Source organism: Herminiimonas contaminans (genome assembly GCF_015645465.1).
GTDB classification, from domain to species: domain Bacteria; phylum Pseudomonadota; class Gammaproteobacteria; order Burkholderiales; family Burkholderiaceae_D; genus Oxalicibacterium; species Oxalicibacterium contaminans.
Window position 1 is genome coordinate 57,066 of the sequence record NZ_JADOEL010000015.1, and the last position, 19,719, is coordinate 76,784.

Below are 19,719 nucleotides of genomic sequence, written 5' to 3' on the forward strand. Positions count from 1 at the left end.
TCTTGATGAAAGTTACAGCCTTGTGTGCCATCATTGGCGACGCGTTTTTCCTGCGGGACGGCAATAGTCGCCCATAAAAAGTTAAGGAGCAGTGCTTTGTCCAGTGACACCCACGCAATTCGCGACTCAGCAGATCTGCGCAACGCCTCGTGTGAAAATATTAACGGAAATACAAATTTACATTCAACCGAATGCGACGATTTACTTGAGGGGCACAGCCGGGGAGAAATCCCGGAAGCTTGCACTTCCATTCCCCGACCCCACAACGAATCTGCTCGGTTAGCTGCTCTTCGCAGGTATTTAATACTGGATTCGCCGGAAGATGACGCTTTCAAATTTCTCGCAGAGGTGGCGGCAGACGTGTGCGATGCGCCGTTTGCATTGGTCACTTTGGTGGACGAGGACAGGGTATGGGTTAAATCCGCCGTAGGAATAATACCTTGCGAGAGCCCTCGCAACCAGAACTGCTGTTCATGGGTGATTCTCAAGGAGGGTCTGGTTGATATCCCAGATACAACGCAAGATGGGCGAACCGCCTCGCTGGAAATTGTGACCGGAGAGTTGGGCATTCAAATGTACGTGGGGGCAAACCTGGTAACCCATGACGGCTATTCAATCGGCACCCTTTGTGTTCTGGATCGGCGTCCCCGGCAGCTTACAGATCGTCAAAAATACCTGCTGCTTGGCTTGGCGAAGCAGGCAATGGCGTTGATCGAGCTTCGGTCCCACGAGCGATTGCTTACCGACTCGATGGAACGGCTCGAACATATCGCCTCGACGGACGTACTCACCGGACTGCTTAACCGGCGGGCGCTGTTTGAAAGACTTGATATCGAAATCGAGCGTTCCCGGCGGTACGCGAGTCCCTTGTCACTGGTGCTTATTGATCTCGACCACTTCAAAGCGGTTAACGACAATCACGGACACCAAGCTGGCGATGCTGTCTTGCGCGCAATCGGGAACCTTATCGGCACTACCAAGCGCGCGCTCGATATAGCCGCCCGCTATGGCGGCGAGGAGCTGTGCATTCTTTTGCCGCAGACTTCGATCGAGGGCGCGTTCTCGTTTGCTGAGACGCTGCGCCGAAACATACATGATCTTAGAATCGAGCACTCGGGACAAACGCTGGCCGTCACTGCTAGCCTGGGTGTTGCAAGTACTGGCATCGCGACTCCGGACGGCAAGCAATTGCTTGCATTGGCCGACAAGGCCATGTATGCGGCAAAACGGGATGGTCGCAACAAGGTCGTCGTTGCATGACTCCACGCAGGAGAGTTGGTTCTTGACGACAATCTGCGTTCTTTTCTCGTGGTTGTAAAGTTTGGTATAATCGGCAATCATATAGTTTCCATTTGGAAACTGCATTGAATGAATCTTGAACCCGTTTATAGATCAGCAAAGAATCCTCACCAGCCAAACACGTGGCGATCACCGCTTACGCGACCTAAAGGGCCACCGCATGGAAACCAGCAAAAACGACGTCAGCATCGCCATTCGTTTGACCATCTGCAGCGTGCGCAACCGCGCCTTGGTGACCCGCACGACCGATAAGTTGGGCGCCTTGGTGCGACGCAGCTCGACGGCGGCGAACCAAGCGGGCGATCGTGTGCTGTCGGCACGTGCGGAAGCCTGATCATGCCGGAAATTCTGCTGAATAATTCGGAGTCGGAACGCGTCGTGGCGGCCCAGCAACTCGGGGTCTTGAACGCCAACGCCAGCGAGTACTTCGATTCCATCGCGCGGCTGGCCGCCGACATGTTCGGCGTGGCCGCTTCTTATGTCTCGCTGATCGACAGCGACCGCCAGTGGTTCAAGGCGGCGGCGGGCTTCTGCCCGCCGGGCAGCATGCCGCGCGACGAGACCTTCTGCACCTACACCATCCAGCAGGCCAGCGTGATGATAATCGAGGACACGCTGCTGGATCCGCGCTTCGCCGACAATCCGATGGTCACCGGACCGGCCGCCATCCGCTTCTATGCCGGCGCGCCGCTGCTGACCCCCGAAGGCTACGCCATCGGCGCGCTGTGCTTGATCGACACCGCGCCAAGCACCTTGAACGCCGCCCAAGAGGCCAAGCTGGTCAAGCTGGCCTCGCTGGTGATGGCGCACATCATGCTGGGGCGCGCCGTCGGCCACGTCGACGCCGTGAGCGGCATGCCGAACCGGTACCAGCTGATCGGGGATCTCACCGAGCTGGCCAAAAACCACGCCGGCGAGGACCGCGTGCTGGCCGACATCGACATGCCGAATGCCACCAAGGCGTTCGAGATCATCCGCGTGCTCGGCACGACGGTCTATGACGGCATGGTGCGTGAAGCGGGCGAGCGGCTGACCCTGCTGTTCGCAGGCAGAGCGCAGGTGTATCACCTGACCGACGCGCGCTTCGCCATCCTCTCCAACGACAGCGACGGCAAGGCCTTCATCCAGTACCTGTACAGCGTAGAGCCGGAGCTGCAAGCGCCGCTGCACAACCTGAATGTGCCGCTGAACCTGTCGACCTTCTGCGGCATCGTCGAGTTCGACTTGTGCCCCGGCTCCGCCAAAGATGCGCCGCGCAAAGCCGCATCCGCCGTCAACCAGGCGCTGATCAGCCAACAGCGCTGGAACGTCTACAGCAATGCCGACGACGAACACCAGAAGCGCGCCTTCCGTTTGCTGAACGATGTGGCGGAGGGCATCGCTGGCGGCCACTTCCATTTGCTGTACCAGCCCAAGCACGATCTGGTCAACGGCGCCTGCCTGTCGGCCGAAGCGCTGCTGCGCTGGAACCACGCGGAGCTGGGCCCGATTTCGCCAGCGGAGTTCATCCCACTTGTCGAAAAGACCGCGCTGATCGGCCCCTTGAGCCATTGGGTGATGCGCACCGCGATCAAGCAGATCGCCGAGTGGCACTCGGCCGGCCACCAAGTGAAGGTCGCCATCAACCTGTCGGCCTTCAATTTCGAGGAGCCGGACATCGTCGAGCGCCTGGACGCCTTGTGCAAGGAGTTCGGCGTCGATCCGCGCTACGTGGAAATCGAATGCACCGAGGGGATCTGGATGGAAGGCCCTGGCATCCTTAAGGCGCTGCACGGCATCCGAGATCTCGGCATGAGCCTCGCGCTGGACGACTTCGGAACCGGTTACAGCAACTTCGCCTACTTACAGAAGGTACCGGCCGCCGTGGTCAAAGTCGACCAGTCGCTGATCCGCAATGTGCACAGCAACCCGCGCGACCAGCGCATCGTGCGCTCGCTGATCGCACTGGCCAAGGAGCTTGACTACCAAGTGGTGGCGGAAGGCGTGGAGACCGAGCATGCGCTGGCGTTGATCCGCGAGTGGGGATGTCACATCGCGCAGGGCTATCACTTCGCCAAACCTTTGGCGGCACCGGACTTCCTGCTCCACGCGCTGCGCTATCGGGACGCGCAGATGAACAACGCAGCGTAGAATAGTAATGGTTTTATTCCGTTCCGCCCGTGTGGAATTTGACTTCAGGCGGCATGCCGCAGAGTAACGCCGAAATCCAGTGGCACGGCGGCGCGCAGCGGATTTGGCCGGCAGTTCTTTTAGTTTGGCCATGCGCGGATAAACGATAGCGACGAAATTAGCGACGGTCCGGAAGCCACGCGCCGCACGCTTGGTCTGCTGGGGCAAGCCATTCATGGCCTCGACATCTGGCTGCCTGGGACCTGCCGTCGATGTAGCCGGCTGACGGCCGCTGCCGGCCCGCGTCCGGCTTGCGGCAACAGCAACGCCGACGCGGCAATCGGATTTCCGTCTACTATGTCGCCCATGTATGCATGCGACTGCAGGAGACGCGGACGCCATTGGGGGAACACCGCTCTGCGAGGTATGCGCTGCGCCATGTCGGCGCCATTAGCCTGTGACGTGAGCGCATAAATGCGACCAAGTCCGGCGCAAATTACCGATTCGTGGAACACGGCAGGTTCAGTTTGAACGTTGACTTAATGCGCGCTAAGTCAACGTCGCCGTTCTTGCAGGTCCAAATATCCCTGATACCGTACCTGCAGTGAATACCGTTTTCCGCTAGCGTTCCGCCATGAGCCGCCCCGCCTTTGCAATGCCCGATCCCGAAGCGCGCCAACTGGCGCAGCTGGCCGACGCGCTGCACGAACGCCACCCGCAGAACCCGCGCGACCACCGTCCCTACGTTCGGGAATTCATGCGCGCGGTGCACGCGGCCACGGGCCACGTCTACAGCCCGGCCATCTACCGCCGCCTGCTGGCGGTGCGTGCGCCGGGCCGATGCCCCTCCGCCGCCACTTGGCCCTGAAGAAGGCGCTGTTGACCGACGAACTGGCGCTGGCGGCACAAGCCATCCGGAAACGGGTGCAACGCCGATCCCCCGCGCGGCAAACGGTGCCGACACCGGATCCGAAACGGTATTCTGGCGCACCCGGTTTCTGGACCATGTGCGGCGCTGCAGGAAGCCCAGACCCTGGCCGCCGAACTGCAAGCGGTGCGGCATGATCGCAACCTGGCACTGCAAGCAGAGCGCGCCACGGTCGCCCCGTTGGCGGAACAAGTCGGCCAGCTGACGCGCGAAGTGGCGGCGCACTGTCCCTACGCCCTCAACGCGATCGACGAAGTCCGCGGCGAGACGCGCACCTGAAAGGAGCACTGCAGCGATCTGGAAGCGGCGCTCAAACAGGACCGGCTGCCGATGGAAACGTTGCGCCAGTTGGCATACCGGCGCGGCGCCGACATTCCCGGCGACCTCCAAGTTGGGCACACCCAATGATCCCTGCAACGCCGGCGCGCATCGCCACCGACGATTCGGCTATACCGTTGCAGCCGTCGCACGCCTTCGGCCATGACACCGTCGACTGGCATGCGGCGGAAATCTGGCTGCGAACCGTCTGAGACAGAACCGCCACGCAGCCGAGCCAGACGGTGAGCCCCTATCGTTTCCACCTGGCCAAGCTGCGCTGGTTTTGCGAACAGGGTGCGCAAGGTGCTATCATCGGCCTGGAGTGGGCAGGACACTCTTACATTTCCGATTTTCTCATGGATTTTCCGGTCGATTCGCTGTGCCGTGTCAAAGGGACGCGCAACGTCAGCCCCGACGAGGCGGGCTATACGCCCTTCCGCCGCCAGCCGTCGCTCGGCAGTCAACTCGAAATCCGGCGTGACGCGCACGCCGTGTTCAATGCCTGGCACAAGGCAGCTTATATCGTCCGAAATCCGAGGATGTTCGAGGGAGTGAATCCGCATCCTCCTCGCATTTTTAGGGGCATTTTTAGGGGCATAACCATTCGAAGTCTATGCTGTCGCCTTGTGGTTATTGGCCTCCTCGACGTTTTTCGATTCCGGCTCGGGTCATGTAGCGCCCGAATTCGCGTTCGAATGCACCATTGATCACCAGACGCCCTGCGGTCCCGCGCGCGAACCTGTCCGCTAGCATGCGACGCTCCAGCGGCACGCCTGCGTGGAACATATACACGGCCTTCAGCCGATTGACGCCCAGCGGAACGGCAAGCCGGCACATCCACGACTGGGCGACGCCCTTCCGTCCCGTCTCGCCGACCAGGTACTCCACACCGCTCAGGACGAACTGCCAGTCCTTGAACCAGACCAGCTTGGGCGCCGTCAGCTCGGCCGTGATCCTGCGTACGCCAACCGGGTAAAGCCTCGCGACCTTGCCTGGCTTGCGCAGCCCCTGATCGGTTACATCGAGCACCAGCAGCTCGCGCGGCTCGGGCGTCCCCCAAAGTGGCACTGCGTCCTCGATCAGCGCGCCCCCGTGCCGGCGCCTTGCGACCCAAACCTTCACTTCTACCTCGCAGATAGCTGTATAAACATACAGTATAACAGCTGCAGCAAAGGCGCTATCATCTGGACTTCGACTTCCTTGCCAAGCCCACCATGTGCGTCAACTTCCAGCCGCCCACTCCTGAACTGCTGAATGCCGTCATGGGGACGCTCATCGACTTGCATGACGTCGAACGATGGAAGCCTGAAACATGGAAGGACTATGCCGCCCCCATCGTTCGCCGCAGCGCAGGCGGCCAACGGGAGGGGCTACTGGCCACCTACGGCATGGTTCCAAGAAAACGCATACCGGTCGGCGTGCGCCCGTTCGACACCATGAACGCACGCTCCGAGACGGTGGGCCAGCTGCGCTCCTTCTCAGGTGCATGTGTGAACGCCGGTCAGAATCCGCTTAAATTTGGCGGCGTTTGATTGACGTAGCAATTTAGCCACGGTTTGGTCTCGGATCGTGCTCGTTGGAATTTGTAGAGGAAAGACGCGGTGCGGTGGGCTCCGGAAGGAGCCCGGAGGGCGAGTGCAGGAGCGCACCGCGCCGCAACGTCGTAGACAGCTGAGTGCTGATCGGCTAAAAAAGGATTCTTGCCGAAGAAACGGACGCGACACCGGTTTCCATTGACCTCGCGAGTCGACCAGTGCCGCGCCCCCAGCCTCGCCCCGGACAAGTGTCCGGCACAATGCATGAAAGCCTAGTATTTCACGGCTGACGCGCGCTGTCGAGAGTCTTCGGTGTCTCGCTGGGAGCGCCGATGGAATCGACGGGCCGATTGTTCCTGTGCGCCTGCTGCAGGAAGCAGGTACTCATTTGCCGCCGCTGTGATCGCGGCCAGTGCTACTGCCGCAATTGCGCCGCGCAGGTGCGCCGCGCCAAAGTGCGCGAGGCCGGACGGCGCTACCAGAGATCCCGCCAGGGACGCTTTGTCCATGCAGCGCGCTCACGCCGCCACCGCTCCCGCAACAAAAAAGTGACGCATCAGGGTTCACTCGACCTTGCCAACGATGTTGTACTGAGGCAGGACTCGACGGATGTCGCGGTCGCCATCGTAGCGGTCAGTGCAGCGGCCGGCACGGACATGGCGCTGTGCCATTGCTGCGCCCGACCGCTGCCGCCGTTCGTGCGCACCGGCCCGTTGCGCCGTCGCGGTCCGCGTCCTGTCTGTCGGTTTGACTGCGGAGGCCCTCTCTATGACGATCAAGAACGAGTTGGAAGCGCACATCGTGCGCCTGTACCACGTTGAAAAATGGCGCTGCGGGACCATCGCCCGGCAACTGCACGTCCATCGCGACACCGTGCGGCGCGTGTTGGCGCAGGCTGGGTTGCCGCGTCTCGGCCCTGCACGCCGATCCATGGTCGATCCCTACCTGCCGTTCATCTTGCAGACCTTGGAGAAGTTCCCCACGCTGACGGCCAGCCGGCTGCACGCGATGGTGCGCGAGCGCGGTTACGCGGGGGCGGCAAGCCAGTTCCGCCATCAGATCGCGCTGCACCGGCCACGCCCGGCCGCCGAGGCATTCCTGCGCTTGCGCACGCTGCCCGGCGAACAGGGCCAGGTGGACTGGGGCCACTTCGGCCATCTGGAGATCGGCCGAGCGCGCCGGCCACTGATGGCCTTCGTGATGGTGCTGTCCTACTCGCGCGCAATCTACCTGCGCTTCTTCCTCGACGCCCGCATGGAGAACTTCCTGCGCGGCCACGTAGGCGCGTTCGAAACTTGGGATGGGCTGCCACGCGTTCTGTTGTACGATAATCTCAAGAGCGCGGTGTTGGAGCGCCAGGGCGACGCCATCCGTTTCCATCCGACTTTGCTGGCCTGTGCGGCGCATTACCGTTTCGAGCCGCGGCCTGTGGCAGTAGCGCGCGGCAACGAGAAGGGCCGCGTGGAGCGGGCCATCCGCTATGTGCGCGATGCCTTCTTTGCCGCCCGCTCCTTCAGCGGCCTGGCCGAGCTCAATGCCCAGGCCGCGCACTGGTGCCGCGAACAGGCGGCGGACCGGCCCTGGCCCGAGGACGGCAGCCTGCGCGTGCGCGACGCCCAGGCAAGCGAGCAGCCGCGCCTGTTGCCTTTGCCGGCGAACCCGTATGTGACCGAGGAAGTGCTCGGGGTGAAGGCTGGCAAGACGCCGTATGTGCGCTTCGACCTGAACGATTACTCCATCCCGCACACCCATGTGCGACGCATGCTGACGGTACGCGCCGACCCTGAACGGGTACGTGTGTTCGATGGTGCCGCCTTGATCGCCAGCCATGCACGCAGCTATGACGGCAAGGTCCAGATCGAACAGCCCGAGCACATCGACGCGCTCGTTGCGCACAAGCGCCAGGCGCGCGCGCACCGCGGCGTCAACAGCCTGACGCGGGCCGTGCCGGCCTGCCAGGAACTGCTGGTGCAGGCGGCCGAGCGCGGCGACAACATCGGTTCGCTGTCGGCCGCCATGCTGCGCCTGCTTGATCGCTACGGCGCCGCCGATCTGGAACTGGCGGTGCGGGAAGCCCTGGGCGCCGGCGTGCCGCACCCGAACGCGGTGCGCCTTGCGCTGGAACGGCGGCGCACCGCGCGCGGCAATCCGCCGCCGGTGGCCCTGGTGCTGCCGGAGCATGTGCGACGCAAGGACACGCCGGTGCAGCCGCACCGGCTCGACAGCTACGACCAACTGGGCAAGGGAGCGGACGACGATGATCCAGAACAATCTTGAGCACATGCGCGCCCGAGCGCTGGCGCTGCGCCTGAACGGGCTGCTGGAGCACTGGGGCGAAGTGGGTGCGGCCGACTGGGTGGCGCCGCTGATTCAATGGGAGGAGGACGAGCGCGCCCGCCGCTCGCTGGCGCGCCGCCTGCGCGACGCCCATCTTGGCAAGTTCAGGGCGCTGGCGGACTTTGACTGGACCTGGCCCAGGCGCATCGAGCGCGCCGCCATCGAGGAACTGATGTCGCTGTCGTTCATGAAGGACGCCAGCAATGTCGTGTTCCTCGGTCCCAACGGCGTGGGCAAATCGACGCTGGCCATGAACGTGGCACATCAGGCCTTGGTGCAGGGGCATACGGTGCTGTTCGCGTCGGCCAGTCAGATGCTGGGCGAACTGGCCGCGCTCGACAGCGATTCAATGCTGCGCCGGCGCCTGCGGCGCTATACCCAGCCTGAGGTCCTGGTAATTGACGAGGTCGGCTATCTGTCCTACTCGAACCGCCACGCCGACCTGCTGTTCGAGTTGGTCAGTCGGCGCTACCAGAACCACAGCACGATTGTGACCACCAACCGCCCCTTTGCGGAATGGTCGGAAGTGTTTCCCAACGCCGCCTGCGTTGTCTCGCTGGTCGACCGGCTGATGCACAGGGCCGAAGTGATCGCCGTCGACGGTGAATCGTACAGGCTCAAGGAGGCGCGCGAACGCAACGAAGCGCGCGCACGGCAACGCGGCGCCAAGAAGGCCGGCCGCGAAGGAGTCGGCGCATGAGCCGCCATCATGGCCCGTCAGAGCGTGATCGCACTCTGCCGTTTGGCATCCCAGCCGACTGGACACCGGAGCAGGCGTTCGCCGTGGTGGAGTTGCTGGACCAATTGCGCGAACTGATCTACACGCATTACCTGCACCAGATCCAGGACCAGATGCGCGCCGACCGCCAGAGCGTCACCCACAGGCCGCGCAACGACGATCCACCATTCTGATCAACCGGCATCTCGTATCAAAACACAAGGGGCCTACCGGCCCCTTCGTCGTTCTACAGCAATACGCCGCCATCTGGAGGCGGATTTACACCGGCGCTAACACTGGGCGATTTCCAGGCAGCTTCGTTCGGTTTCCAGCATCGTAATGATGCCCTTGAGATGGCCTTCGGCCCGCTTGAGGCGCTTGATGATGTCCGGGTGAGAAGTGTGTGTGCTCATTTTCTATATCCTATGCTGGAGGTGAGGATAGCATATTTCGCAATATGCCCTTAAAATTTGATCGAACACCACGGTTCGGGCACAACTTCAGAGGAGCATTGAGGAAGCGAAGGATATGAGTAAATGACTATTAAAAGAAGTCAAACTGCTAGATTCATACTTTTATTAGAAACCAATCCCGCATGGCTACCGATACCCGCCGCCTAACGATACTTTCGTCCGAAGAGATTGCATCTCTTTACGATCTGCCGAAATTCAACGATGACGACCGTCGTCTTTACTTCGACTTCAGCAGCGCCGAACGCGATGTTATCGAGCGCATCCATACGACTTCGGCCGCTTTACACCTAGCGCTTCAGATGGGCTATTTCAAGGCCAAGCGACGTTTTTTCGTATATCACCCAGAAGTGGTCGCCGATGATGTCATTTATGTTAGCACGCGTTATTTTCCTGGAAAAAGCACCGGCCCTCTAAGGGAGCTGTCTAAGCCGACGCGACTGGAACAGCAAAAAATCATTCTGCGTCTTTTCGACTATCGACCAGCAGACCAGTCAGCGAAGGAGGAGCTGGAACAGAAAGCGCAACGCTTCGCGATGCTATCGACACAACCGATTTTCATTCTGCGCGAAGTGCTGCAGTACCTGGAAAGTCAACGCATCGTCGTCCCAGGTTATACGTTTTTGCAGGACATGGTTGGACGTGCAGTCACAACCGAACGCAATCGCATAACAGGCCTGTTGGACGCGGCATTGACATCTACGACTCGAGAACAACTTGACGCGTTACTCGATGCCGACGAGAACATGTACCGAATTAGCAGCTTGAAGCGCGAAGCCAAGGATTTTAGCTATAAAGAACTTCGTCTGGAAGTCGAACGGCGTCGCTTCTTTCAACCACTTTATGAAACGGCTCGTATCTTCCTAGCCACTGCGGGGCTGTCCGCTGAAAGCGGAAAATATTATGCTTCCTTGGTGAAATTCTATACCGTCTACAAGCTACAGCGCATGTCTGAAAAGACGACACGACTGTACTTGCTGTGCTTTGCTTATCATCGCTTCCGCCAGATCAATGACACCCTGATTGAAGCCTTCATTCATTTGGTCGATCAATACGAGAAGCTGGCTAGGCGAGCCGCCGATGAGGCAATGCACAAGGCAATGGAGGATGCTGCAGATAACTTGCAAGCGGCAGGCCAGGTGCTCAATCTGTTCACTGACACTACAATTCCCGAGAACGCTCCTTTTTCTACCGTGAAAGAACAGGCGTTCAGTCTGCTGGAGCCAGAACAGTTTCCGATCGTGGCAAATTATTTGCGCAATATTGCCTTCGACAAGATCGGATTCGAGTGGGCGTACTACACAACGCTGTCGCACCAATTCAAGCGCAACCTGCGCCACTTATTTTGTGAACTCGACTTTGCTGGCCGGCTAGAAGAGGCGCCGCTCCTGGATGCGGTTCTAGTCTTGCAGGACATATTGCGTAGTGGCAAATCGCCGCGTCACGTCAAACCATCGTTATTCCAGACGGAAGTCATTCCCAAGAGCCTGCTCCGCTACCTTTTAGTGGATGCCATTACCAGCGAAGTCCCCCAGGATTGGGACGGCGACAAAGTACTCGACGTCGACCGCTACGAATTCCTGCTGTATCGTCTGCTGCGCAATGCACTTGAGGCGGGCAATCTGTATGTGAAGGACAGCGTAGAATTCCGCCGTTTCGAAGATGACTTGATCAACGAAGAGCGCTGGCAAAAAAAGGAACATATCTTGCGGGATATCGGCGCTCAGATTCTGCTTGATCCGATCGAGGACACTTTGGCGAAAATGAAGGCTGAGTTGGAGACCAAATTTGAAGCCGTCAACCAGCGAATCACGGATGCTGTTAACCAGCACATCAAGGTAATCGGTCGCGGCGAAAAAAAACGATGGCAGTTACTGTATCCAAGTGAGGATGAGCCGGTCAATAGCCCGTTCTTCGGCAAGCTACCAGGAATTGGCATCGCCGACCTGTTATGGTTCGTTCATCAACAAACGGGGTTCCTGAAGAGTTTCAGCCATGTCTTAGACCGCTACGTCAAGCACGATCCGGATCCGCGTGAACTGTTGGCTTGCATCGTGGCCATGGGTACTAACATGGGGATCGGGAAAATGGCCGAGGTATCGGGGATGAATTATGCAGCGCTTCTCAATACTGCACGGAACTTCCTGCGTCAAGAAACACTGCATGCCGCCAACGATGCGATAAGCAATGCGAGTGCGTCGCTGCCGGCGTTCCATCTGTATGAAATCCGCGACGAAGTGCACTCCAGTAGCGATGGTCAGCGGATTGAAACCCAGATCGATACGGTCAATGCTCGCCATTCGCCGAAATATTTTGGACTTCAAAAAGGTGTCAGCGCCTACACATTAGTCGCCAACCACGTACCGATCAATGCCAAGATCATTGGCACGCATGAGCATGAAAGCCACTACGTCTTTGACCTGTTATATAACAACACGTCCGATATCAAGCCGGATCGGCATTCCACGGATACCCACGGCACCAATCAGGTCAATTTCTGGACCTTGCATGTATTCGGTTATCAGTTTGCACCACGGTACCGCGATCTACATAAGAAAATGGAAAAATTGGTTGGCTTCCAAAATCCGAGTGAGTATGGCGAACTGCTAATCAAGCCGTCCAGAAAGATTTTGGAGGACCTAATCATCGCTGAATGGCCTAATGTGCAGCGTATTATGGCATCGCTTGCACAGAAGGACGTTACGCAAGCTACCATCATCCGAAAGCTGAGCAGTTACACGCGCCAAAACCAGACCAAGAAAGCACTTTGGGAGCTAGACAATATCTGCAGAACGCTCTACATCCTGGATTTTATCGACGACGTAAGCCTTCGGCAAAGCGTTCAAAAGGCCCTAAACCGGGGAGAGGCCTATCACCGGTTCCGCAAATCGGTGGCATATATGAACAATGGGAAATTTCGCGTCAAGACGGAAGCCGAGCAAAATATTTGGAATGAATGCTCGCGACTAATCGCCAATGCAATCATTTATTACAACACCGCGTTGCTATCGAAGGTATATGAACAAAAGCGTGCGGCAGGAGATGAAGAGGCTGTGGCGACGCTAGCCGGTGTGTCGCCAGTCGCGTGGCGACATGTGAACTTGATCGGCAAGTTCGAATTTACAGCCGAGGCACCGCAGGTCGACATCGATGCGCTGGCGGCACGCTATGCCGAGCCGGGGTACTGGAACAAAGCATTTGAAGAAGGCGAAGACGGTTCGTTAGCGTGAAATTACAGGCCTTAAAGAACTTTTACCTTTTCGAGGGGATGGGTATAAATAGCCACCTACATGCCGTTTTTTCCGATGCTGATGGTCAGCCTTGGGGCCACGCAAGTTGAACTGCAACAGACGCTCAGCGCTTACCTGGCAGCCTTTGGGGTCATGATGCTACTGCATGGACCGCTGTCTGATGCGTTGGGCCGCCGTCCCGTCATCCTGGGTGGCTTAGTCGTTTATCTGGTGGCGTCCATTGGCGGCGCATTGGCCAACTCGCTAAGCCTGTTGCTGTTATGCCGCACGCTGCAGGGGCTGTCTGTCGGTGCCGGCAGCGTCGTAGGCCGGGTTGTCATCCGCGACCGGCTGGAAGGTCCTGCCGCGCAGAAATTGCTGGCGCAGGTGACCATGATTTTTGGCCTGGCGCCTGCCATTGCGCCGGTTTTCGGCGGATGGCTCCAGAACTGGTTTCCCTGGCAGTCCGTATTCATCTTCATGGCCCTCTTCAGTGGGCTGCAACTGGTGGCCAGTTATTTCTCCCTTCCAGAGACCTTGCTACGACAGCAGCGCACGTCGATGAAACCAGCGGCGCTCGCGCGCAGCTACAGCGCTGTCTTGAAAAGCAAACCGTTCTGGCTGCTGTCGCTGGCGTTAAGCTGCAACTTCATTGGTTTTTTTCTGTATGTCTCTTCGGCGCCCATTTTTGTTATTCAGTACCTTGGGCTGAACAAGGCGGAATTCGGCTGGCTGTTCATTCCGGCTACGGCCGGCATCATCTTTGGCGCATACCTGTCAGGAAAAGTGGCCAATCGATTTGCGCCGGCCACCACCATCGGCTACGGCTACCTGACGATGGGTGTGGCGACTGCATTAAACCTGGCTTACAACGCATTCTTGCCGCCGGTTGTGCCTTGGGTAATTCTACCCATCATGCTCTATACCATCGGAATGTCATTCGCGACGCCTAGCCTTACTCTGCTGACCCTCGACCTGTTCCCTTCAACGCGCGGGATGGCGGCTTCCATGCAGGGCTTTGTCCAAACCATGGTGATGACATTTGTCTCTGGAGTGGTTGCGCCACGGGTGGCAGACTCGGGCTTAAAAATGGGGCTGGCAGTGCTGTCTTTCCTGGCGCTTGGATATTTAGCCTGGGCTGCTTATACACAGCGCGAATGAAATGAGGCGCTGAAACACACCTGAAGGGTAAAAAAGAATCAAACGATGAATCGTTGTTTTCGGGGATCCGGCAATTAATGGACGGCTGCTTTCGAAAAACGTGATGACCGCTCTGGGTTGCCAAAAAATCGGTCGCTGTCTGTGTTACTCCAGCTCGTCCTTCGTTTCATCCTGAGCGGTTTAGCGGAATGTACTTGGCTTCCTTGACCATCTTTTCGCCATTCTTCAAATAAAACTCGACGAATTCTTTGACTTCTGGCTTGACCACCGCCTTAGCGCTCACATAAATGAACAGCGGCCGCGACAGCGGTTTGTAACTAGCATTCAGAACAGACTTGGATGACGGAGATACCGCGGGTGCACCGGCTCTTTCCGATATCGCTACAGCATTTAGCTTTTTGCTGTTCTCCACGTAGTACGCATAACCAAAGTAGCCGATTGCATCGTCATCGCCAGACTCGGTGGCCCCGATCCAGTTGTGCCCCAAACTTCCTCCTAGTCGAGCAGAGCACGTTACGGCCGTTGCAGCATGACCACGACAAGAAAAGCGCCTCACTTGCACACGAACTCAAGCCGATGCATGGCGGCGCAGTGACGGAAGTAAGCGACATCAACTACGAACTGGTGGCCACGCCAGACAGTATCGCGCTGTACATCCTGGATCTTGGCAAAGTGGTGGACATCAAAGGCGCTACCGCGACCGTCACGTAACCGAGCGACAACAAGATCACCATCAGCTTCATTGCCACCAGCGGCAAGTTAAAGGCAAGTCCCACTGCAGCGATGGCGGCAATCACCAACCCAATCTACCGGCGCCCCTTTAGGAGGGTTAACAAATCGGCAGCACTGCAATACACTAACGGCGGCAAGCGAATTGGTCTCGGCGTTTAATTCTCATGCCTCTATTGACCTTTTCGGAGCCACGCTATGGCAAGTGTTGAACGAACCGCATACCCTCGCTTTCCGAGAACGCTGACACTCAAGGATCTGCAAGTCCTGTTTTCGCCACGCCCGGAAGAAGCCGAGTGGGCGCAAAGCTTTTCGCGCAGCCCTGATCGGCGGCTGGCTCTGCTGGTACTGCTCAAATGCTTCCAGTTTCTGCGTCATTTTCCAGCTTTGGAATCCATCCCCTCCGAGGTAGTCGAGCACGTGGCAGCGACGCTGGCCATGCCGCCCAAACAAAAGATCACCTATCCCGCCAGCCATACCGCGCTGTATCGCCACCACAAGGCGATCCGCGCGCTCCTGGGTGTCAAGCCGTACACCGATGCCCAGACCCGCAAGCTGACCATCCGCCTTGCCCATGAAGCAGCCCGCATGGTCGACACACGCACAGATATCATCAACATCACGATCCAGGAATTGGTGCGGCTTGGTTACGAGCTGCCGGTATTTCGCACGCTGGACGAGATCGCGGAACACGCGCATTTTTTAGCTGAAACTGAACTGCACGAACGGATTTCGCACCGGCTTAGCGCCGATCAGCGCAACTGGCTGGACAAGCTTTTGGAGGCCGATCTTCCGGCGCGTAGGACGCTGTATAACCAGATCAAACGCTCGGCGAAAAAAGCGTCGCGCAAACACCTCGATCTCGTACTCGACCAGCTCAACTGGCTCGAATCATTGCCAGATAGCGACACCCTGCTGGCGGACGTGCCGACAACCAAATTGAAGCACATGGCTGACATGGCCAGCGTCTTGGACGCCGGCGAGATGAAAGATCTGACCTCAGCCAAACGCCATACCTTGATTCTGGCGCTGATACGGCAGATGCGGGTCAGCGCGCGCGACGACATCGCGGAAATGTTCATCCGCCGCATTGGAACGGCACACAAGAGTGCGCGCGAAGAACTCCTGGTGCTGCAGGCGCGCCAACGCAAGCTGAGCGAAGAATTGATTGCGACCCTCGAACACGTGCTTGAAATCCTTTCCGAAGGCCTGGATGATGCGGCCACTGGCCAGCGCGTGCGCGAGCTACTCGCGCCGCACGGCAGCCTTGAGAAGTTGAAGGCGGATTGCGAAGCCATTCGTGTATGGAGCACGGGTAACCATCTACCCTTGTTATGGAAGCCGTATAGCAGTTGGCGCGCCCCGATGTTCCGTATGGCAAAGGTGCTCCAGTTTCACGCAGCAACGGAAGATCGCCGTCTGTTACAGGCGCTCGACGTCGTCCTGCAGAATGAACACAAAAAGACGGAATGGGTCGTAGACGAAGTCGATCTTTCCTTTGCCTCCGAACGTTGGCGCAAGCTCGTGCGCCGCTCGCACGGCTTGGGACACCCTACGAACCGTCGCTACCTTGAAGTGTGCGTCTTCAGTCACTTAAGTAGTGATCTCCGTTCGGGAGACGTATGCATCGACGGTTCCGGCACCTTTGCTGACTACCGCAAGCTCTTGATGAGCTGGGAAGAGTGCCAGGCGCTCCTTCCAGATTATTGCGACCGCATTGGAATTGCCGACAATGCAGAGGATTTCGTTGATGCCCTTAGAAAGCAGTTGGACGACACTGCCGGCAAACTCGATGAAGAATTTCCGCAGCATGCGGGCGACGTCACAGTAGGCGCTAACGGGGAGCCTACCTTGCGTAAAACCACGGCACGGGAAGTGCCGGCATCTGCGATCACCTTACATGCCGCTATCGAGAACCGCAGTGTGCCCCGCAACTTGTTGGATATTTTGGCGAACATTGAACATTGGACCGGTTTCACACGCAATTTTGGTCCATTGTCCGGCGATGAACCCAAGCTGCGCAACGCGCGCGAGCGCTACTTACTGACAGTCTTTACCATGGGATGCAACTTGGGCCCGAACCAGGCCGCGCGCCATTTATCGAATGGCGTAACGTCGCATCAACTGTCGTACACCAACCAGCGCCATATGAGTCTTGAGCAGCTAGACAATGCCTGCCGCGATCTGACGGAGTTATACCTACGTCTAGAATTGCCTAAGCTCTGGGGCGATGGAAAGAAAGTTGCGGCCGATGGCACGCAATATGAATTTTATGAGCAAAATATGTTGGTTGGGATGCATTTCCGGTACCGAAAAATGGGGGCCGTGGCATATCGGCATGTCGCCGACAACTACATCGCCAACTTCCGCAACTTTGTGCCACCCGGCACGCACGAAGCCATCTATGTCATCGAAGGCTTGCTGAAAGCCGGGTTAAGCGTGCAAGCGGACACCGTCTATTCCGACACCCACGGTCAGTCGGAAACGGTATATGCGTTCACTTATTTGACCGGCATCCAACTGATGCCGCGCATCCGCAATTGGAAAGACCTTAAATTTTATCGCTCGGAGAAGGGCACGCGCTACCGCCACATCGATCGTTTGTTTACCGATGTGATCAACTGGAAGATCGTCCGCGATCATTGGAAAGATTTGATGCAAGTAGCCATTTCGATCCAAATGGGGCGCATCGCATCACCGATGTTGCTGCGCAAATTGAGTCATGAAGGGCGGCACAACAAGCTTTTTGAGGCTTCCCGTGAACTCGGTCGGGTATTACGGACGATTTATTTGCTGCGCTGGATCTCTTCCAAGGAAATGCGGCAGGAAGTCACCGCCACCACCAACAAGATCGAGTCGTACCATGCGTTCACAAAATGGCTGGATTTCGGGGGCGATGTTATCGCGGAAAATGAGCCGAACGAGCAGCAAAAGCGACTCCGATATATCGATCTGGTAGCGTCGGCCGTCATCCTTCAGAACACGGTGGATATGATGCGCATTATGCAAGAAATGTATGCCGCTGGAGAGCAGGTAACCGCAACGGACGCAGAGTACATGAGCCCGTATGGCACTTATGGCGTCAACCGGTTTGGTAAATTCCACCTGGATCTGAAACGGCCGCCCGAGGCTTGGCTAAAAGAGTCGCTGTTTCGAGACGCGGCAAAACGCGCGAAGGCCGCCGCAGAGATCAAACGTAACGAAGTCTCTGGAGACTCGGTATGAACGAAAGCCGTAATACTGTGATGACCGCCTACGGTAGGCTCGATGAAACTGCGCTGTTGGAAGTGCAGAACAACTACGACACGAGTGTATTGCTACGGATAGTAGAGGACCTCGCAGAGTTACTTTCGACGGACGGAGATCGTGATGGTCTACGTCACATGCTGCTGCGATTGCATGGGATGGCACATTCCGTCATCAACGGTGCGGGACTTACCGTATCGACGGAAGCGGAAACCTTGCCCGAGTTGGCCGGTGAATTCATTGAAGAAGCAGAAGAAATGATTTCAAGATTGCAGGGCTGGATAAAGCAAATCGAGCCGTTGGAGCAACTGGCCGTTCGAAGCTGATCCAAGGTCAGGCTGAACGGCAGGAATCGAAATCGCAGCTTATGCGTTTAAGGCATATAAAACGTCATCTTTATGACTTTCACGCTTATGTGTCATTACTGGCTTTATCCCGGCATGCCCCCCATTACGATAATAATTTTTTTCACTCTGTCTCCCCTTATGTAATTAAGGCATACAAAGCATACAGCGTAACCATGGTATCGCTATCAATATTCCGATGCTGCAATTCAACATAAGCCTGTTAACCTAGTGCTTATGCCTGTGATTGATGTCAGGAAAATGCTCATGACTATGAGTTAACGTTTCGTGTTCATGCGGGTGAACATGGGGCTCTTTTCCGTCCCATGGGAAATCATGTTCATGTTGATGATGCGCATCGTGGCGATGTGCATGTGCGTGAGATAAAGGCAAATGGGTATGTTCATGGCCATGTGTTTCCGTAACGTGTAGCCAAATGCCCGCCCCCATCAATGCTGCGGCAATCCAAAATACGGTATTCGGTGTTTCACCTAAAATTAGTAGCGATACAACAGCCCCAACAAACGGCGCGGCAGAAAAATATGCCCCCGTTCGAGCTGTGCCAAGGTGTCGAAGCGCAAGCACAAACATCACAAGACTTAGACCGTAACCACAAAAACCTATAACGCTAGCACTGAAGATGGTGGGAGTATCAGGTATTGAATAGCCTAACGCCAGTGCAATCGATAAGTTGACCGAACCAGCCACCAAGCCTTTAATCCCAGCGATTTGAACCGCATCACTCGCCGAGACTTTTCTGGTTAAATTATTGTCGATAGCCCAGCACAAACATGCAGCAACAATAGCAAGCGCACCCCAAGGAACTTCCAGTTTTGAGTCGCCCCCCAAAGACAGCAATACGCCTGCCATTACGATCAAAATCATGCCTGCAAAAATACGACGGTCAAAGTTTTCTTTGAAGACAAACCATGCCAGCAAGGCTGTTAGCACACCCTCAATATTAAGCAATAACGATGCAGACGATGCAGGAGTGAGTGTTAGACCAATCATCAAAAGCACTGGACCAGCAATACCACCAGTCAAAATTGCTCCACCCAGCCAAGGTAAATCAGACTTAGTAAGACGATCCCCGGAAGTCTTTTTCCCTCCTGATATCAGGAAGCGCAAGGAGTACCAAGCGAGTAAACCAAGTCCGCTTCCGAGATAAAGCAATCCCGCAAGCATGACTGGCGCCATTTGTCCGACCAGTATTTTGGAAAAAGGAGTGCTAGCACCAAACAATGTGGCTGCCAACAGCGCGTAAACAACCCCTCTGTGCATTTTGTTCTCCACCT

At 57.2% G+C, this 19,719-nt stretch carries 17 protein-coding genes; 11 read left to right on the top strand and 6 right to left on the bottom strand.

All coding sequences use genetic code 11. The features are described from left to right. Window positions 1–96 precede the first annotated feature (96 nt). The 3 genes from IXC47_RS15745 (at window position 97) to IXC47_RS15755 (ending at window position 3,429) form a co-directional block, all read left to right on the top strand. On the top strand, window positions 97–1,260 hold the full coding sequence (locus IXC47_RS15745) for a sensor domain-containing diguanylate cyclase (protein WP_195876249.1): 1,164 nt from the start codon (window positions 97–99) through the stop codon (window positions 1,258–1,260). A 115-nt stretch (window positions 1,261–1,375) separates the two neighbouring features. Beyond that, window positions 1,376–1,633, top strand: coding sequence for a hypothetical protein (locus IXC47_RS15750; RefSeq protein ID WP_195876250.1), 258 nt, complete (start codon window positions 1,376–1,378; stop codon window positions 1,631–1,633). A 2-nt stretch (window positions 1,634–1,635) separates the two neighbouring features. Continuing rightward, the gene (locus IXC47_RS15755) at window positions 1,636–3,429 is read left to right on the top strand and encodes a sensor domain-containing phosphodiesterase (RefSeq protein ID WP_195876251.1); all 1,794 of its coding nucleotides are present in this window, start codon (window positions 1,636–1,638) and stop codon (window positions 3,427–3,429) included. A 475-nt stretch (window positions 3,430–3,904) separates the two neighbouring features. On the opposite strand, the gene IXC47_RS15760 is transcribed toward IXC47_RS15755, so the two are convergent. Together IXC47_RS15760 and IXC47_RS15765 are read right to left on the bottom strand one after the other, a co-directional pair. Next, on the bottom strand, window positions 3,905–4,735 hold the full coding sequence (locus IXC47_RS15760; protein ID WP_195876252.1) for a hypothetical protein: 831 nt from the start codon (window positions 4,733–4,735) through the stop codon (window positions 3,905–3,907). Window positions 4,736–5,284: 549 nt separating this feature from the next. Beyond that, window positions 5,285–5,776, bottom strand: a complete 492-nt coding sequence (locus IXC47_RS15765; protein WP_195876253.1) for a hypothetical protein — start codon at window positions 5,774–5,776, stop codon at window positions 5,285–5,287. A gap of 92 nt (window positions 5,777–5,868) precedes the next feature. On the opposite strand from IXC47_RS15765, the gene IXC47_RS15770 reads away from it, so the two are divergent. Then, window positions 5,869–6,186 carry an SOS response-associated peptidase family protein gene (locus IXC47_RS15770; protein WP_195876254.1) on the top strand — a complete coding sequence of 106 codons (318 nt, stop codon included), beginning with the start codon at window positions 5,869–5,871 and terminating at the stop codon, window positions 6,184–6,186. A gap of 275 nt (window positions 6,187–6,461) precedes the next feature. Here IXC47_RS15770 and IXC47_RS15775 read toward each other — a convergent pair whose 3' ends face one another. Further along, window positions 6,462–6,698: a hypothetical protein gene (locus IXC47_RS15775; protein ID WP_195876255.1), complete on the bottom strand. Its 237-nt coding sequence runs from the start codon at window positions 6,696–6,698 to the stop codon at window positions 6,462–6,464. A 259-nt stretch (window positions 6,699–6,957) separates the two neighbouring features. Here IXC47_RS15775 and istA point away from each other — a divergent pair, with 259 nt between their 5' ends. From istA to IXC47_RS15790, 3 genes are read left to right on the top strand one after another with little or no spacing between them, the layout of a single operon-like run. Beyond that, window positions 6,958–8,466, top strand: coding sequence for an IS21 family transposase (istA, locus tag IXC47_RS15780; RefSeq protein ID WP_195876256.1), 1,509 nt, complete (start codon window positions 6,958–6,960; stop codon window positions 8,464–8,466). Then, window positions 8,447–9,226 carry an IS21-like element helper ATPase IstB gene (gene istB, locus IXC47_RS15785; protein WP_195876257.1) on the top strand — a complete coding sequence of 260 codons (780 nt, stop codon included), beginning with the start codon at window positions 8,447–8,449 and terminating at the stop codon, window positions 9,224–9,226. The genes istA and istB overlap by 20 nt, the downstream gene beginning before the upstream one ends. Further along, the gene (locus IXC47_RS15790) at window positions 9,223–9,438 is read left to right on the top strand and encodes a hypothetical protein (protein WP_195876258.1); all 216 of its coding nucleotides are present in this window, start codon (window positions 9,223–9,225) and stop codon (window positions 9,436–9,438) included. Before istB ends, IXC47_RS15790 begins: the two co-directional genes overlap by 4 nt. A gap of 96 nt (window positions 9,439–9,534) precedes the next feature. Here IXC47_RS15790 and IXC47_RS15795 read toward each other — a convergent pair whose 3' ends face one another. Beyond that, window positions 9,535–9,657, bottom strand: coding sequence for a metal-sensing transcriptional repressor (locus IXC47_RS15795; protein WP_326838418.1), 123 nt, complete (start codon window positions 9,655–9,657; stop codon window positions 9,535–9,537). Window positions 9,658–9,839: 182 nt separating this feature from the next. Between IXC47_RS15795 and IXC47_RS15800 the strand changes: the two genes are divergently transcribed. Further along, on the top strand, window positions 9,840–12,944 hold the full coding sequence (locus IXC47_RS15800; protein WP_195876259.1) for a Tn3 family transposase: 3,105 nt from the start codon (window positions 9,840–9,842) through the stop codon (window positions 12,942–12,944). Between the two features lie 60 nt (window positions 12,945–13,004). Continuing rightward, window positions 13,005–14,105: a multidrug effflux MFS transporter gene (locus IXC47_RS15805; RefSeq protein WP_195876260.1), complete on the top strand. Its 1,101-nt coding sequence runs from the start codon at window positions 13,005–13,007 to the stop codon at window positions 14,103–14,105. Window positions 14,106–14,271: 166 nt separating this feature from the next. On the opposite strand, the gene IXC47_RS15810 is transcribed toward IXC47_RS15805, so the two are convergent. After that, the gene (locus IXC47_RS15810) at window positions 14,272–14,592 is read right to left on the bottom strand and encodes a type 2 periplasmic-binding domain-containing protein (RefSeq protein WP_230089604.1); all 321 of its coding nucleotides are present in this window, start codon (window positions 14,590–14,592) and stop codon (window positions 14,272–14,274) included. 440 nt (window positions 14,593–15,032) lie between these two features. Between IXC47_RS15810 and IXC47_RS15815 the strand changes: the two genes are divergently transcribed. Then, window positions 15,033–18,059 carry a Tn3 family transposase gene (locus IXC47_RS15815; protein ID WP_195876262.1) on the top strand — a complete coding sequence of 1,009 codons (3,027 nt, stop codon included), beginning with the start codon at window positions 15,033–15,035 and terminating at the stop codon, window positions 18,057–18,059. Next, on the top strand, window positions 18,056–18,406 hold the full coding sequence (gene tnpC / locus IXC47_RS15820) for a Tn3 family transposase post-transcriptional regulator TnpC (RefSeq protein ID WP_195876263.1): 351 nt from the start codon (window positions 18,056–18,058) through the stop codon (window positions 18,404–18,406). The genes IXC47_RS15815 and tnpC overlap by 4 nt, the downstream gene beginning before the upstream one ends. Window positions 18,407–18,652: 246 nt before the next feature. Here the strand turns inward: tnpC and IXC47_RS15825 are convergent, their stop codons facing one another. Further along, window positions 18,653–19,705, bottom strand: a complete 1,053-nt coding sequence (locus IXC47_RS15825) for a DMT family transporter (protein WP_195876264.1) — start codon at window positions 19,703–19,705, stop codon at window positions 18,653–18,655. Between the last annotated feature and the right edge of the window lie 14 nt (window positions 19,706–19,719).

Bases quoted from the DNA above. Each gene is read 5' to 3' on its own strand.
- IXC47_RS15755 (WP_195876251.1), top strand. From the start codon at position 1,636: ATGCCGGAAATTCTGCTGAATAATTCGGAGTCGGAACGCGTCGTGGCG.
- IXC47_RS15770 (WP_195876254.1), top strand. From the start codon at position 5,869: ATGTGCGTCAACTTCCAGCCGCCCACTCCTGAACTGCTGAATGCCGTC.
- IXC47_RS15775 (WP_195876255.1), bottom strand. From the start codon at position 6,698: ATGGACAAAGCGTCCCTGGCGGGATCTCTGGTAGCGCCGTCCGGCCTC.
- istA (WP_195876256.1), top strand. From the start codon at position 6,958: ATGACGATCAAGAACGAGTTGGAAGCGCACATCGTGCGCCTGTACCAC.
- istB (WP_195876257.1), top strand. From the start codon at position 8,447: ATGATCCAGAACAATCTTGAGCACATGCGCGCCCGAGCGCTGGCGCTG.
- IXC47_RS15790 (WP_195876258.1), top strand. From the start codon at position 9,223: ATGAGCCGCCATCATGGCCCGTCAGAGCGTGATCGCACTCTGCCGTTT.
- IXC47_RS15795 (WP_326838418.1), bottom strand. From the start codon at position 9,657: ATGAGCACACACACTTCTCACCCGGACATCATCAAGCGCCTCAAGCGG.
- IXC47_RS15800 (WP_195876259.1), top strand. From the start codon at position 9,840: ATGGCTACCGATACCCGCCGCCTAACGATACTTTCGTCCGAAGAGATT.
- IXC47_RS15805 (WP_195876260.1), top strand. From the start codon at position 13,005: ATGCCGTTTTTTCCGATGCTGATGGTCAGCCTTGGGGCCACGCAAGTT.
- IXC47_RS15815 (WP_195876262.1), top strand. From the start codon at position 15,033: ATGGCAAGTGTTGAACGAACCGCATACCCTCGCTTTCCGAGAACGCTG.
- tnpC (WP_195876263.1), top strand. From the start codon at position 18,056: ATGAACGAAAGCCGTAATACTGTGATGACCGCCTACGGTAGGCTCGAT.
- IXC47_RS15825 (WP_195876264.1), bottom strand. From the start codon at position 19,705: ATGCACAGAGGGGTTGTTTACGCGCTGTTGGCAGCCACATTGTTTGGT.